General features: G+C 42.9%; 6 protein-coding genes. 1 reads left to right on the top strand and 5 read right to left on the bottom strand.

What is annotated here, in order from left to right; translation table 11 throughout:
* Positions 1-23 precede the first annotated feature (23 nt).
* Positions 24-5342, bottom strand: a complete 5319-nt coding sequence (locus tag ACFFGT_RS17895) for an Ig-like domain-containing protein (protein WP_377023901.1) — start codon at positions 5340-5342, stop codon at positions 24-26.
* Between the two features lie 492 nt (positions 5343-5834).
* Here ACFFGT_RS17895 and ACFFGT_RS17890 point away from each other — a divergent pair, with 492 nt between their 5' ends.
* Positions 5835-6809 carry a metallophosphoesterase gene (locus ACFFGT_RS17890; protein WP_377023900.1) on the top strand — a complete coding sequence of 325 codons (975 nt, stop codon included), beginning with the start codon at positions 5835-5837 and terminating at the stop codon, positions 6807-6809.
* A gap of 159 nt (positions 6810-6968) precedes the next feature.
* Here ACFFGT_RS17890 and ACFFGT_RS17885 read toward each other — a convergent pair whose 3' ends face one another.
* From ACFFGT_RS17885 to ACFFGT_RS17870, 4 genes are all read right to left on the bottom strand, one after another.
* Positions 6969-7787, bottom strand: a complete 819-nt coding sequence (locus ACFFGT_RS17885; RefSeq protein WP_377023899.1) for a tyrosine-protein phosphatase — start codon at positions 7785-7787, stop codon at positions 6969-6971.
* A gap of 73 nt (positions 7788-7860) precedes the next feature.
* Positions 7861-9492, bottom strand: a complete 1632-nt coding sequence (locus ACFFGT_RS17880) for a SusD/RagB family nutrient-binding outer membrane lipoprotein (RefSeq protein ID WP_377023898.1) — start codon at positions 9490-9492, stop codon at positions 7861-7863.
* A gap of 26 nt (positions 9493-9518) precedes the next feature.
* A complete protein-coding gene (locus ACFFGT_RS17875; RefSeq protein WP_377023897.1) occupies positions 9519-12908 on the bottom strand; it encodes a SusC/RagA family TonB-linked outer membrane protein in 3390 nt (1129 codons plus the stop codon).
* A gap of 279 nt (positions 12909-13187) precedes the next feature.
* Positions 13188-15761, bottom strand: coding sequence for a BamA/TamA family outer membrane protein (locus ACFFGT_RS17870; protein ID WP_377023896.1), 2574 nt, complete (start codon positions 15759-15761; stop codon positions 13188-13190).
* Positions 15762-16027: the final 266 nt, after the last annotated feature.

The following is a 16027-nucleotide window of genomic DNA, read 5'->3' as shown; positions in this document are numbered from 1 at the left end:
TTCAAATTTTTCTTCAGGGGTACCTATCTCAGAATGGTTACCGAACCCGACAGCGGCGGTTTCCCCATTTTAAGATCGATAATATAAAAATACGTACCTGCCGGTAATTGCCGCCCGTTAAAGTTACCATCCCAGGGCACACCATAACCAATAGAGTGGTATAATCTTTCGCCATACCTGTTAAACACATCTACAGTCGAGCTTTCATAAGCTACCAATCCCTTCACCTCCCAATAATCGTTAAATCCATCTCCATTAGGGGTAAAAGTATTGGGCACAGTAATATCAGGCGATACTTTAATGATGGATGTACTTTGGTTAACACAACCACGTACATCCGTAACATAAAGTGTATAAGTGATATCTGCATCGCCTGTAACCACGGGCTCTTTTATCTTGTTATTACTTAAGCCCACATCGGGCAGCCACAGGTATTGTACATTTTCATCGCTAACGGTTGGCGTTAAGGTAATGGTATGGTTTTTCAATACATATCTTATTCCACCGGCATTAACCGTTGGCGGCGGGATAAATTTAATCACCATATCGTCGCTGGCTGTATAGCACTGCCCCGGCGCGTTTGCCGTAAGCGTAAGTTTTACCGAGCGGTTTTTCACATCCTCTTCAGAAGGGGTGTATACCGCGCCCTGTGCATTCTCAGCATAAAGCAATGTACCAGTACCTGAACTTGTCCATTTGCCACCGCCCGGTATCAGGATATTACCATCTAACTTAATGGGGTCACGCTTTGCGCAAACTTCCAGGTCGGCGCCGGCATTTGTACCCGGCGTTTTACCAAAGGTTATAGTCATTTCGGATGTGGCAACAGTGCAATTATCTTTACTGGTAGATGTTAATACTAACGTTACCGATCCGGCAGCTTTCTCTTCGGCTGTGGGTTCATACTTCGCATACAGGGCGTTACCGGAGGGTAAAAACTGACCGGGATTAGCACCTTTCTTTGACCATACACCGGTGGTAGTCCCCCCTCCTATTATACCCGCCAGTTGAATGTATTGATCTGTAATACAAGCCAATATATTTCCTCCCGCATCTGAAGTCGGCAGTTTATTTACCACAACCTCTTTAGTAGCCACCGGGCTGCTGCAACCGTTAACCGTAATGTAAAGGGAATAAGTGCCGGCCATATCGGCGGTAACATTCGGTATTTCGGGATTTTGCAGTGCCGACTTAAAACCGTTAGGCCCTGTCCAGGTATAAACTGCACCTGGTGTAGCCGGCACATTCAGTTTGATAGTTTTGTTTACGCATACCGGCGAGTTTGTCCGCATATCGGGCAGTGGTATTTCGGGATTAACCTTTACCACATAGGCAAAAGGCGTACCTTCACATTCAAAAGCCGATGGTGTTATCACATAAAGTACATTAACGGCAGATGTTCCTTTATTAACCAGCACCTCATCAATTTTATTGCCGGTTTTATTTGTTACCGCGGCATTGCTGATACCAGGCACCGCGGCCCGGCTCCAGGTAAACGTTGCTGATGGCACATTTGAAGTAATGATATAATTAAGCGGTTCCCCGCTGCAGGCCGCATCTGACGCTTTACTGGTAACATTAACAGATGGATTAACCGTTACCACCCATTTAAAAGGCGCGCCGGAACAGTTACTTGTTTGATAATTATACATATAAGTAACTTCAACAGGCGCATTGGTTGTGTTAAACAATATCTCACGGATAACGCCCGCCATTTGCCCGGATACCGACTGATTGCTGATGCCGGGAACCGCATCCCTCGACCAACTGGAACTTATACCAGGAATACTGAAAGTAACAGCGTAATTATCTGTAGTCATATTACACAAGGTAGCTGTTCGCGCACTTGTAACCTGCGGCGACGGATAAACCGTAACAACATAGCTAAGCGGCGTACCCGAACAGCCGTTGGATACAGGCGTTATTAAGTAGGTAACATCAATAGGATCAGTCTTTGTATTAACCAGTGTTTCGGTTATTTGATTGGATGTTTGGTTGGATACAGCAACATTGCTAATTCCGGCTACTGCCGCACGCGACCATAGAAAAGTTGCACCAGGCTGATCTGCTGTGATGGTATAACTTTCCGCTACCCCGCTGCAAACATTATCGGCAGAACCACTGGTGATAACCGGCAGCGGGTTAACTGTTACATCAACTTTAGTACGCTCGCTTACACAGCTATTAACAACAGCCTGCACATAATAGCTTGTATTGGCTATCAAAGCCGGGGTTGTATAAGTGTCATTAATGGACAACAAAGTGCCGCCAACCGGCGCATCATACCATTGATAAGTACCTTTTGAGCCGGTGGCAGTCAATGTGGTGTGGCTGCCTTCGCAGGCAGCCACATTTTTAACTACCGGGGCAGGTGGCGGCTCATTAACCGTTACAGTAACCGCTGTCATGCCGCTGGTAATACCATTGGCTGTTGTATTTACATAATATGTTGTTGTTTGCGTAAGCGCAGGAGTAATAAAATTAGGCCCGGTAGATAATAAAGTACCATTTTCGGCCGCACTGTACCAACGGTACGTGCCGCCGGGGCCGGTAGCCGATACCGTAGCTATACTCCCCATACATGTAGAAGTACCGGAAGCCGTTGGCGCCGATAAAACTGAGCCAATGTTAATAACAACCCTGTCAATACCCGGCCCGCAATTCCCCGCCGGGTCATTTGAGGTTAGGGTAAGTGTTACCTGCTTTTCGCCGGGAGCCGGGGTATAAGTGGTACTTTTCGCTGTAGCATCAGCAAATTTCCCTAATCCGCCCGACCATTTACCGCCATTAACGCCACTTATGCTGCCTGTCAGATGAACAATTTCCCCGGGCTGCACGGTCTGATCCTGGCCGGCGTCTACCTTTGCGCCCGCTTCTATAGTCACCTCTGCAGTGGCGGTGCTGCCAACTGTTCCGTCGGCATTATAAATGGTATTGGTAATCTTATAGGTACCGGGTATTGTTTTACTTAAATTGATTTCGCCTGTGGATGTGCTTGCAAAAGTTAAACCTGCCGGCAAAGCTGAGAAGGTACCCGCACTTGCATTGGGCGGAAACATTGGTTTGGGGTTAGTTCCATACTGGCAAAATGGCCCTCCATACGTAAACTTTGCATCAAATATGGAAACAATTTCTACCCCGGCGCTATAGGTTGATGTACATGGGCCATTCCCTGTTATGGTAATAATGTATTTACCCGGCGCACTTGCCTTTACATTAATTTCGCCGGTATGCACGTCCACAAATACCAAGCCTGCGGGCGAAGCACTGAAAGTACCACCCGATGGATTATTTATTACAGGCCTGGGGTTAGGGCTCTGAGGGCTAAAAGTACCCGAGGTGTAAAGAAACTGTGTTTCACCTGCCGAATTGATAGAAACCGTTACCGGCACGCGACTGCTTACACAATCGCCAACCCTGCTTTGTATGTAATAAGTAGTTTTTTCGGAGATAATAGGTGTATTGAATGTATTGCCTGTAAACAAGGGGCTCCCGGCTGTGGCTGTAGCAAACCACAGGACCTCCCCATCGCCACTGGCTGTAAGTTTAGCCGATGAACCGGAGCAAACTGATACATTTTCGGCTGTTGGAGGCGATGGCTGAGGGTTTACTTTAACAGTAACTGCAGTACGCGCGCTGACACAATCATTTGATGAGCTTTCAACATAATAAGTTGCAGTCGTAGTTAAATTGGGCGTAACATATGTTGGCCCCGATGATAAAATTGAGCCTCCTGTGGCACTGTCATACCAGGTATAATTGCCGCTTGCCCCGCTTGCCGTGAGCACTGCCGATCCGTTGTAGCAAACTGTAGTAGCAGGCACCTGCGGAGCTGCTACCGGCGGGATAACAGTCACTAATACAGCAGTTCTGGCGCTGGTACATCCATTAACCGTAGTTTGCACATAATAGGTTGTACTTGCTGTTAATACCGGAGTTGTATATCCGGCCTGTGCTGATAAAAGATTGCCGCCGATAGCTGCATCAAACCACTGATAAGTGCCGCCGGTTGCCGATGTTGCTGTTAATGAAGCTACCGAAGCAGAGCAAATCACGGCCCCGGCTGCTACCGGCGCTGCTATAAAGGGGTTAACAATCACTTTTACTGGTGCACGATCACTTATACAGCCTGCCGCCGAAGCATTTTCAAGATAATAAGTAGTTGTTTTAGTTAATGCAGGTGTAGTAAATTTCAAACCCGATTTCAGTAACCGCCCGCCTGTTTGTGCATCATACCAGTTATAAGTACCGGTAGGGTTTACAGCTGCAGTCAATGTAGTTACCGAACCGTAACAAATGGTGCTGGTTTGGGGTTCGGGTACTGCAGGTATCGGGTTAACAGATACTGTTACCGGTACACGCGGACTCACGCAATCATTAAGTACTGTTTGTACATAATAAGTTTTGTTGGCAGTTAGTACCGGAGTAGTATAGTCCGGGCTCGAAATAAGTGGGGTGCCCCCTGTTGGCACATCAAACCATTGAAAAAAACCGACAGCTGCATCTGCATGTAAAGCTGCTACCGATCCGGAACAGATATTAGTATTAGCATTTGAAACTACTGGAGTAGCCGGTGGTGCGTTAACTTTGGCAACTACAGGTGTGGGCACGCTGGTACAATCATTAATTACGGCAACAACATAGTAAGTTGTAGTTTTAGATAATGGCGGTGTAGTAAATGATGGCCCCGTTCCTAAAACAGTACCTCCGGCAGCCGAGGCATACCAGCTATAGCTTTGCCCTCCGCTTGCTGAAAGCGTAACACTCCCCCCTGAACATGTTGCAGAACCTGTAACTTCAGGCTTGCCGGTTATGTATACTGAAACGGCTGTTCGCGGGCTGGTACAACCTGCAACCGTAGTTTGTACATAATAAGTAACTGACGATGTTACCGGCGGCGTGGTAAAAGTGTTTGAACTTACCAAGAAATTACCGTCGACAGGAGCGTCAAACCATTGATAAACTCCCCCGGGCCCGGTAGCGGTAAGTGTAGCCGAACTATTTTGACATACCACTACGCTTTTAGCTGTTGGTGCGGCCGGAGTATTGGCATCGGCGATAGCAATACTTTTAGTAACACCCTTGCACCCTGCAGTTTTATCGGTAACAGTTACCGTATAAGTACCAGATTTATTTACGCTGATAGCAGGCCCGGTTTCGCCCGTGCTCCATAAATAAGTATAGGGCGCAGTACCAGCGGTAGCTGCGGCCGTTAACACCACCGAACTGCCTGAACAGATAGTGGTTGATGATGCTGCAAGATCAACACTCAAAGTACAGTTTTGCGCTTTTGCCTTGAATGATAATAACAGGAATAACAATAAAAATAAACGGTTGTTCATGAACCTTTTACAAAGCCTTAAAAATCAAATCCACAAAATGATGAGGTTGTTAAAGCTTCTATTTGCAAAACCATTTACATTCAGGGTGTTAAATAGTTTCGCTACCGCCGTAACAAAAATCAGGTGAGGTTTTATACGGCAACATCGTTCAAATTGTTCAGTTCAGACATCTTCAATATTAACTTTTCAGAAATTTTCTTTCAACATAAAACATATTAGCTATTAATTACAGCTAACTTAATTCAAAAAGACAATTAATTAACTAATCATATCAAAACAAACAACACCTATTATAGTACATTGAATCAGTGCCTTAGCTTATTCACACTCCAATCAAAACCGGCCAGCCATTAAGTTCAATGGCTTTTGACGATGCCATAACGTTTCAATATATTAATACAATGCTTACAATTATTTAATCCCGTCTCATCATTGCAAGCCTCCGCGTTTGGGTAAGTTTGAAACTTATTTATTCAGCAATCCCCTATTTAAATGAAACGTCGCGACTTCCTGAAAAACACTACCATAACTGCCTTAGGTGCATCACTAATAACCCCGATAACTGCCTTAGCCGGCGAAAATATAACCCACCTTGAAAGTGACGACCTGTCATCAAAGGCAGCTTTAAAAGATGAATTTGATGTTCACTTTATGGCAATTGGCGATTGGGGCCGGAACGGCGAATACGACCAGACTGAAGTAGCCAAACAAATGGGTTTATGGGGAGCAGCCAATCCTAATGATTTTGTAATTTCTGTAGGCGATAATTTTTATCCGCTGGGGGTTATAAGTGAAAACGACCCGCTTTGGCATTATTCTTTTGAAAATATTTATACAGCGCACTCATTGCAATGTAACTGGTACTCTGTTTTGGGCAATCATGATTATGGCGCCGATCCGCAGGCACAAATACGGTACAGCAAGGTGAGCCGCCGCTGGAATATGCCGTCGCTTTATTATAAAAAAGAGTTTGCATTAGGAAAAAACGGCGATAAAGTAATGATGCTGATGATTGATACTGATCCTATGCTGCATGAAGATAAAAAGCAACAGGTTGAAGAGCAAATGGTATGGATCAATGAACAACTGAAAAATGCACCGGCCAACGTAAAATGGAAAATGATCATCGGTCATCATCCTTACTATACTGTAGGCCCCCGTATTAAAAATTATGATACTTTAACGGTAAGGGAAAAGATGGCAGGGATCTTTGAAAAATATAAAGTGGATGTATACCTGTCGGGCCATGACCATTCACTTCAGCACCTTAAGCCCGAAGGCTATACGCACCAGTTTATTTCAGGTGCAGGTTCGGAGCTTACCCCGGTTACTTCCGGCATCCCTTACAGCCGTTTCGAAGCATCAGAACATGGCTTCATGTATTTTGCCATCAACAGCAATAAACTACATGTTAAGGCGATTAATATGACCGGTAAGGTTTTATATGAAACTGAGCTAACGAAATAGGCCTCGCCCCCCAGCCCCCTAAAGGGGGAGTTTTTGATTAGCAAAATTGTTTGTTTTGATGTTAATGGTTGACAAAAAGCTACGGGGAGTAAAAAGGTAATAGTTTGCCTGTTTACTCCCCGTAGCTTAATAAAGGGAATTATTCTTCCTAATAATATATTATTCCAAAAATTTGGCCTTAAGCTCTTTGATATCTTTATCTGTTAAACCAACCTGGTTTTTAAGATAGTTATCAATAGAGCCATATTGTTTTTTGATAGCGGTAAAGGTGGCGTCAAGGTATTCTTTTTTAACAGCAACCACATCTTTGGCAACACCTTCATTTACCTTCATGTACTGAACCATTTGTTTAGCCATTTTTTCATTTTCGGCAGCGCGGTAATAGTTTGATGCCTCATAATCCTTCATGATGGTTTCATAAGGTACACCTAAACTATACAACAATAAAGCAGCACCGATACCTGTACGGTCTTTACCTGCAGTACAATGAAATACAAGGCTTTTATCTTCGGGCATTGTCAGCAGTTTACCAAAAAATGGCTTGTACCTGTCGGCCAGGTAAGTTGTATTGCTGTAATAATCCACCATGATCGAATCGCCATGGGTTTTGCCTTTAAAGCTTTGCATCATATTGCCTACGTTATCGCTTCCGGCCGGGCATAAAATATAATCAGTATTGGGGTTTAAACGATCAGGCGCCTGTTTCGATTCCTGTGTACCACGCAAATCTACATCGTATGCAATCTTACGTTCGGCTAACGTAGCCAAATCCTGGTCTGTAAGCTTGCTCATATCGGCACTGCGGTATATTTTGCCCCACTTTACATGGTGACCGTCTTTAGTGGTGTAACCACCTATATCCCTGAAGTTCACAGCCCCCTGTAATTCAACTTTGCGTTTGGCACTGTCGGCTACCTGGGCATTAACACTGCCTGCAAGAACAATAAGTGCAAATGCTGATAAAACTATTTTTTTCATGTCCTTTTTAAATTATAAAACAGGGACACGTGTTAGTGTGCCCCTGTTAAAGTTTTAGTTTAGCTATTTTTTATTATTTGGTTAACCAGGTATCCTTGGTCAAATCATCATTACCACCAAACTGTGACGAAAGAGCTGCTTTATAATTTGCTGTGTTGTAAGCAGATTCAGAAGCAGGATACTGCCAGCGGCGTGGTATTAAATTATTTGGAGTACCAATACCAGCACCACCTTGTGCAAAGGCTGGAAGGCCTGTACGGCGGAAGTTATAAAATGCCTCATAACCAGAGTTATTAAACATGGAGATATACTTTTGGGTTAAGATCTGTGTTAAACCTGCAGCATTATCACCGGCATAGGCAACATTAGCTATAAACTGTGGAATGTTTACAGTAGCAGTACCCCATGCATCACCTTGTTTAAGCTTTTTAGGATTAATTGATACTTCAGTAGATGATATCGGGAAAGTAACTGTTAATGTTTGGCCGTTAGTTAAACCATATAGCGCCAATGAAGCATTGATACCATTTGTATACCATGTTGCAGTACTTCCTGCAGCCCAGCCCCTGTTTAAACCTTCGGCTATGTTAAAGCACATTTCTGAATAACCTATGAAAACAAACGGCTCGGCATTTGCACCAGTTGCAGAAACATAATAACGGCTGTAGCTATTAAATGAATATAAACCATTATTTGAATTAGTTAACAAAGCTGGTTGTGCCTGGTTAATATCAGAGCCAATATAAGCTGAAAAATCGCTGATATCCTTACCGCCGCTTATCTGCAAAGGAGCCGGAGTTGTTGTTACATAAAGACGTGGATCCTGAGTAGTTGTTGATATACCTACGTATGTAGCGCCTGCATTAGCAAAGTTGTTATAAGGATTAAGACCTAAAGAAAAGGTAGGGTAACGGTTAGTTGCGTTAAATTTATAAACAAGGTTATCGCTGTTACCGGTTAAAAGAGGATATTTAGTTGAATTGCCAATAATAGCCGCAAATTGCTGAGGGATTTGCAAATCGGCATTATCAGTTGCACGTTTGCTCAGGCTGATCAATACACGTAAATGATATGCATTGATAACCTTTTGCCATTGCTGGTAAGTAAGGCCATAAATATCACCGCTTGCATCCAGTACTGTATTGGCAAGGCTTGGAGTTCCTGTTATAATAGCGCCAAGAATTGTATTTGCATTTTCAAGTTGTGCAAGTGCAGTTTTATATACATCATGCTGGGTATCATATTTTGGAGTAAGGTTATTTGCGTCACCAGCTTGTGAAAAAGGGATGTCACCTACTCTTTGGCTTAACCAAACACCAGAATATGCCTTGAAAAACTGGGCTAAAGCATAATATTTATTGCTTTGGTTACCCAACTGAGAAGTAGCCTGCTGCTCCAGTTTCAGTGTATATTTCAAGATATCATAGCTATCAGAAGTGTTACCAAAATTATAAGTATTAGTACCCCTGTAGTATGAGTAGTTGGCAACTACATACTGATTTGCAACTGCCGAATAGCCCCATGGCTGCTCATCGCTACGGATTAATGTAGCAGTGATATGGTTTAATAATAATGAAAGCGGGACTATTGAGTTTGAACCTGCTACGTTAGGGTTATTGATCAAATCCCCCTTCTGACAGCCGGTTATTGATACCATACCCATTGTTAACAACAACGCGAATGGAATTAATGATTTTATTTTCATAAATTTTCTTTAAATCAGTTTAATAATTAGAATGTTAAATGGAGGTTAAAACCAAAACGACGGGCCGTAGGGCTTTCAAGGTCGCTACCGCTATTTCCACCAACTAAACTACGATCTGATGCATTGTAGCCTGATGCAAACTGATCAAGGTCAATATCTTTACGTGCTGCAAAATAAAGCAGGTTCCTGCCTACTATTGAGAATGTTACTTTCCGGATAAATGTACCTTTTAACATGCTTGCCGGTAACGAGTAACCTAAAGAAGCCTCGCGTAATTTAGCATACGTACGGCTTATCATGTAGTACTCATCAAAGTTACCTGCTATACCGCTTGATACATAACTTTGAACAGTAACCGGGATAGTATTTGGAGCAAAAGTAAGGTCTTTTAAGTTAGAGATCTGGCCGCCAACAAATATTGGAGTACCGCTTACAATGTGAACACCAGGGCCAATATATGATGGTGTAGCACCTACAGTACCTTCTTTAGTACTATTCCACTCTGCTAAACGGGCAGCACCATAAGCTCCTGTAGCTGTTTCCAGATCGGTACCACCATTCATTGCCTGGTAGTAAGTTCTGTCATAAATTTTACCGCCTACGCGGCCATCAAACTGGAAGCTTAAAATAAAGCCTTTATAAGTGAACGTGTTGGTAATACCAAATGAGAAATCAGGGTTGGCATAACCTAAAAGGCCCTGGTTGCTCAAACCACCCGGCGAAGTAAGTGGCACACCGCCTGATACTTTACCAGTACCATCAACAGAATAAGTGTTAACTATATTACCGTTACCATCTCTTACAAATTTGGTACCGTAGATAGCATCTGGCCTGTCGCCAACAACGTAGTTATGGTTGTTTTGCTGCAGGGTATTAACACCCGGGTAAATTGATTTGATAGTTTCTTTATAAGTTGAGTAGTTTACGTTAACATCCCAGTTAAGGCCATTAGGGTTTTTCAATACAGAACCCATCAACTCAATCTCGAAGCCTCTTTTGCGTGTGGTTACACCATTCACCAACTGGTTTGTGTTGCCTGTTGAAGTGGCTACACCCAAAGGGAAAATGTTAGGACCATTCTCTGTTGTGAAGTAAGTACCATTTAAACCTAAACGGTTGCCTAAGAATTTAGCATCAAAACCAGCCTCGTATGATTTTACGTCAAACGGTTTGATTTTGGCATTTGAAATTGTGTTTGATAATGTAACCGATGGAGTACCATTATAAAAAGTACCTGTTGCTATCGGCGAAGCATTTAAGTAAGTAGGGCCGTTGTATGGAGTATACAATTCAGAACCGTAACCTAATAAGCCGGTAACAGGTTTAGAGTTCCAACCGGTACCTAATGCAGTTGATTGTAAAGCATTATATGATGAGCCGATTGTTGGTGAAGTTAAACCACCTTTAACGTCGGCAAATGAACCACGTACTTTTAAGAATGATATAAACTCAGGCAGTTTTACATAATCAGTAATTACGCTGCTTATTGCTACCGAAGGATAGAAGAAAGTATTGTTACCGGATGGCAGTGTTGAAAGGTGGTCAACACGGTTAGTGGTGTTAATGTTGAAGTAGTTTTTATAACCGAAATCGAAAGAGTAGTAACCGCTATACACCTGCATTTTTGAATCAAAATTGTAGATGTAAGGTTTACCTGCCGAGTTGTTCAGGTTATAAACGCCTGGCAATGCCAAAACCTGTGTTGTCCCCCAGTCAGAGTTATAAGCAAATGACCTTGCGTTACCACCTAATAAGCCCGAAACATTCCAGTCGCCAAATTTATGGTTATAAGTAAAGGTCAAATCTGTATTGTTATCTAACAGGTTACGGTCATCCTGCCTGTAATCACCAAACCAACCGAATGTATACCATGACAGGTACTGGTTAAGGTTAGCGCCTGCAGGTACTTTTTCAGTATTTTGTTCATTGTAGGTATTCAGTGCTTCGCGTATGCTAACATTCAGATCGTTAGTTATTTTGTAGCTCAGTTTTAATGAACCGTAGATAGTTTGTTTGGTCCTGCCTTTAAGCCACTGATCAGCTATAAAGTATGGGTTATTCAAACGACCATATTCCTGGGCATATTGCTGTAAGCCCGGAACACCTTGCGGACCCTGATAAATATTTTTCAGGCTCCTTACATCGTAATCGGCTGATCCGTAAACCTTAAACATGTAAACATAACTTTGAGGGCTATAGTCAACATCAGGTATGTTTGGCGAATATTGCTGGTTAAGGTTCAAATCACCTTCAACACGTAATTTTGGAGTAATATCGTAACCTGCAGCTATCTTAAAGTTGTCGATATTTAATTTAGTGTTAGGGAAATCTCCTTTTTGATAAGTGTGACCGTATGATACGTGCAAATCATAGTTTGAACCGCTTGCCGCAATTGACAATGCGTTGGTAGAAGTTATACCTGTTTGCACAAAGTTATTAAAGTTGTTAGCACCACGGGCTACCCATGGAGTAGCTGTTCTTACACCTACGGTTGGGTCGGTTGCGCTTGGTGTAAAAGGGCTGTCATACTGTTGTGTTTGGAAAACACCGTCAAAACGGGGGCCCCACTCTGGTAAACGCTGTGTATTATCATATAATACGTTACCGTAAGAGTAAGCAAAGTTTGTACCACGGCCGTACTCGGTTTGGCTTTTTGGCAATACTATAAAGCCTTTTTCCAGTTCGGTAGTGCTGTTGAAATCAACCTGCCAGCCTTTTTTATCTTTTGAACCTCTTTTGGTGGTGATGATGATTGCACCGTTGATACCACGGAAACCATAAAGGGCCGCAGCGTTAGGGCCTTTCAGTACAGTGTAAGTTTCAATATCATCAGCATTGTAGTCATAAGTATCAGAGTTTACGGGTTCACCGTCAACAACGTACAATACATCTTTACTACCGCGTAATACTACAGTTGGCGCACCGGCAAATTCGGCGTTGGCACCAATGCTTAAGCCTGCAATTTTACCGGCCAATGAGTTTAAAGGGTTTGCATCACGTGCTGTTGTCATTGCATCGCCTTTAACCTGCGATTGTGAATAACCAAGTTTTTGAAATTCCTTTTTAACACCTAATGCTGTTACCACAACTTCTGATAATGCTTTGGTGTCGGATTTTAAAGAAACAGAGATATAAGCTTCTGTACCAACAACCACTTCCTGTGTTGTAAAACCAATGGTGTGGATAACAAGCGTTTGGCCTTTGCTGGCTGAAATGGTGAAACGACCGCCTTCATTGGTAAGCGCGCCTTGTTTAGTGTCTTTAATTGTCACGCTTACACCCGGAAGCGGCTGATTGTTATCGTCTAAAACGATACCCCTGATTGTTAAGGTTTGAGCCTGCAGGTTACTGTAAGTAAACATGCAAACTATCATAACCAAAAACAACCGTGAAATTCTGAGTAAATTTTGTTTCATTGCAATACAGTTAGTTTGCAACAAAACTATCCAGACCGTATTAAGCTAAGATTTTCATATTAACAAGATAGGAATAAGGATTCATGAAGAAACATATTTTTCAGGGGGATTTTATTACTTAATGTTAAATATTCCTTAATTCTTTTGACATTCGTATAATTTGGCATACGCCCAACGTAACCAACTCAAAACCAAATAATAACATAAAAGAGCCGGAATCTTTCTGATTCGATCCCGGCTCTTTTCGTTATACTTTATATCGGCTTTCGCACAGGTTAATTACAACCTGAAATTAAGCGATATATAAGGATACCAACCCTCGCTTGAATGCCCGGCCAATATTTGCAATACCGTTAAGCTGGCAGGTGCAAAATACAAGCCGCCGCCGGTACCGGTATGCCATTTGTCTGAGTGCTCATCATCTATCCAAACCCGGCCTGCATCATAAAAGCCTACTAAACCTAACTGGCCCGGTATAATATAGCTGGCTATGTCGGCAAGTTTAACCCTTGCCTGCAAATTATTAAACACCATATGCTTACCCGCGAAACGGTTTTGCAGGTAGCCAAGCAGGTTACCCTGTCCGCCCAAAAACATCGACTGGTAAAAGGCAGGCTTTCCAAAACTTACACCGCCCCCAACACGATCTGATAATACTATCCCTCCTCCCGGGCTTAGCTTTTGATAATAAGTAAACTCAGGCCTGATCTGTACAAATGCTTTGGAGTAACTGTTAAGCCCTTCATACCCCTGTACTGTTACAGTAAAGTAGTACCCTTTTGTAGGCAGGATATTATTATCGCGCTGATTGGTTGTATAATTGATCAACGCCCCAAGGTGTGCCTTATCTTTTCCAACCGTTAAACTATCGTACGAGTTGATGAGCGATGTTTCATTAATGAATCGCCCGGCATTGTCTGAAAGCTTAAGATGATAAAACTGGAATGAAGGACCAACGCTGATATCGCTGTTTTTACCGGTATGCCAGCGTAAAGCCGGGTCAAACTGGTAAATATCATACCGGGTACGATAAAAGGTACGGTAACCGGGAAATTTGTTCAGCACGCTCTCGTTACCAAGGCCAAAAAAGTTCACCGTATTATCAGGAGATTGGATATTGGCCAGCATAACAAAATCGGCTTTGCCAAAAGCATCTATCCACTCACCTCTATAGTTAATCCTGAACGCATCGGTAGCAAATGAATAGGTTATCATTACCTGCTGCAGCGTTGAGTAAGGAAGCTTTCGGAAACCGTCATGCCCGGTATATTTGAAACCAAGGCCAAGTAAAAAGCCATCATCCTTATTTAATGCAGCTGTTGCAAGCGGCATCCACACATTATATAAGTTGGTAGGTAAAAAGCGTGTATTTAAGGTATCGTTTGACAGGTGCTTGCTTAACCTGCCTGTATTACCTGTAAACGTTACGCTGTCTTTTCGTCCGTAAAACCGCACCTTACTGCCTGCCTGTTTAACATCAACCGTTTTACTGCCAACACTGTCAACAATTCTTAATTTTATTGGTGAGTTACCATTATTGATCACAATCTGATCATCGCCGGCCGAAACATACAGCCTTATCTCCTGTGTAATTTCGGGCTTATAAACCATATCCATAAAGCGGCTTTTAGTTTCGCCATCTTTATTTAATTTATCCACCGTTATTCTGGTAGCCTTGTCAGGGGCGTCCGAAATAGTAACCAGTTCGCTTTTATCAGTAGTGCGGATATCAACTATCCGATTGGTGAATTTATAATACTCACTCATGGCTGCCGGAATATTATCACGCCGTTTTTTAAGCTTTGCTAAAAGCTCATCATGCCTAAATTTATAGCTTTCGGCCGGCAGGCGTTTTAAACCCTCTTCAAGTACAGCATCAGTTTCGGCCTTAACAAACTCATTGGCAATTTGCATCCATCGCTCATAGCTTATTTGCTCATCGGGATACTGCTTCATAAAACGTGTTTTAAAAAGAGAGTATTTTACATGCGGAATTTCCCCGGTAAAATCTTCAAGCAAGGGGTCTATCCAGGGCAGGGCTGCAATGCTCGGAAACACACCCTCTGTAAGGTGAAATACCTGGTCGCGGTCACGTGGTACTGCCACATAGGTTTTTCCCTTACCATTTTTAGTATCGGCCCAGCGCCACTGGTCTTCATGCCTGTCCCAGTCGCCCATCAAAAGATCAAGCATGCGGGCCCGCAAAAAGCCTTCGCCATCTAACCTGTTGTCATAGCTTTTAAGCAGTTGCCCCTCCATTTTAAAGGTATTGTCTGATGAGCCCGTGGGTTCCCTTTCCTCAATCAAACATACGGTACCAACAAATAGCTTACTGTATTGCCCAAGTGCGGGGTCTTCGGCTACAACACCTATAACCGGGTTTGCATGCGGCACACGCGCTGCTTCGGCAAGGGGCGGTACTATCAATGCCGAATATGGATGCTGGCCGCTAAACTCATCGCCAACCCAATCAACAGCAAACGTACCCTGCAAATTTTCGGGCAGTAATTTATCCGGTGTTTTTTCAACGCTGCGCAATACCCACTCACGGCCGGTTTTATCTTCAAGACGTAACGACTTTGATTCCAAACCGCCGCCTTGCTTAATTGGCGTTAACCCACCGTTTATTTGTGATAGTTTTATAACCGGCAATTTCACTTTCATTGCCCAGTCCTTGCGATAATTTTCACCGAACAGCCAACGATGGATCCCGCTTACATTATCATAGGATGCATGAACACTTACAACAGTACTGTCCGGAAATTTTTGCCAGGCCGATGGTGCAATAGCCTGAGCATTTGCATACACCGCCGCACCTGTAAGGAATAAAAAAGCGAGTATTTTTTTGGTCATGAGGTAAAGTGTTTAAGATGTAGGGACGTAAATATTTAAAACCGTTTGCAAGATACATACCAAATACACAAACACCTATACTACAGCAACTTAACAAAAATCCACACAAAAACAGGTGACGATATATCGTTATTTGTTAAAAGACAGATCTAAATAACATAATGACGAAGCCCTTAATCGCGGCTATGGGTATCTTAATATTTTGATAAAAATAATCAATCTTCAATTATTTTACACATAGGATCAATAGTTATGTTATTACCTGT

The sequence above is a fragment of the Mucilaginibacter angelicae genome (genome assembly GCF_042434235.1).
In the GTDB taxonomy this organism is placed as follows: Bacteria; Bacteroidota; Bacteroidia; order Sphingobacteriales; family Sphingobacteriaceae; genus Mucilaginibacter; species Mucilaginibacter angelicae.
This window is presented reverse-complemented; position numbering and strand designations above follow the sequence as displayed.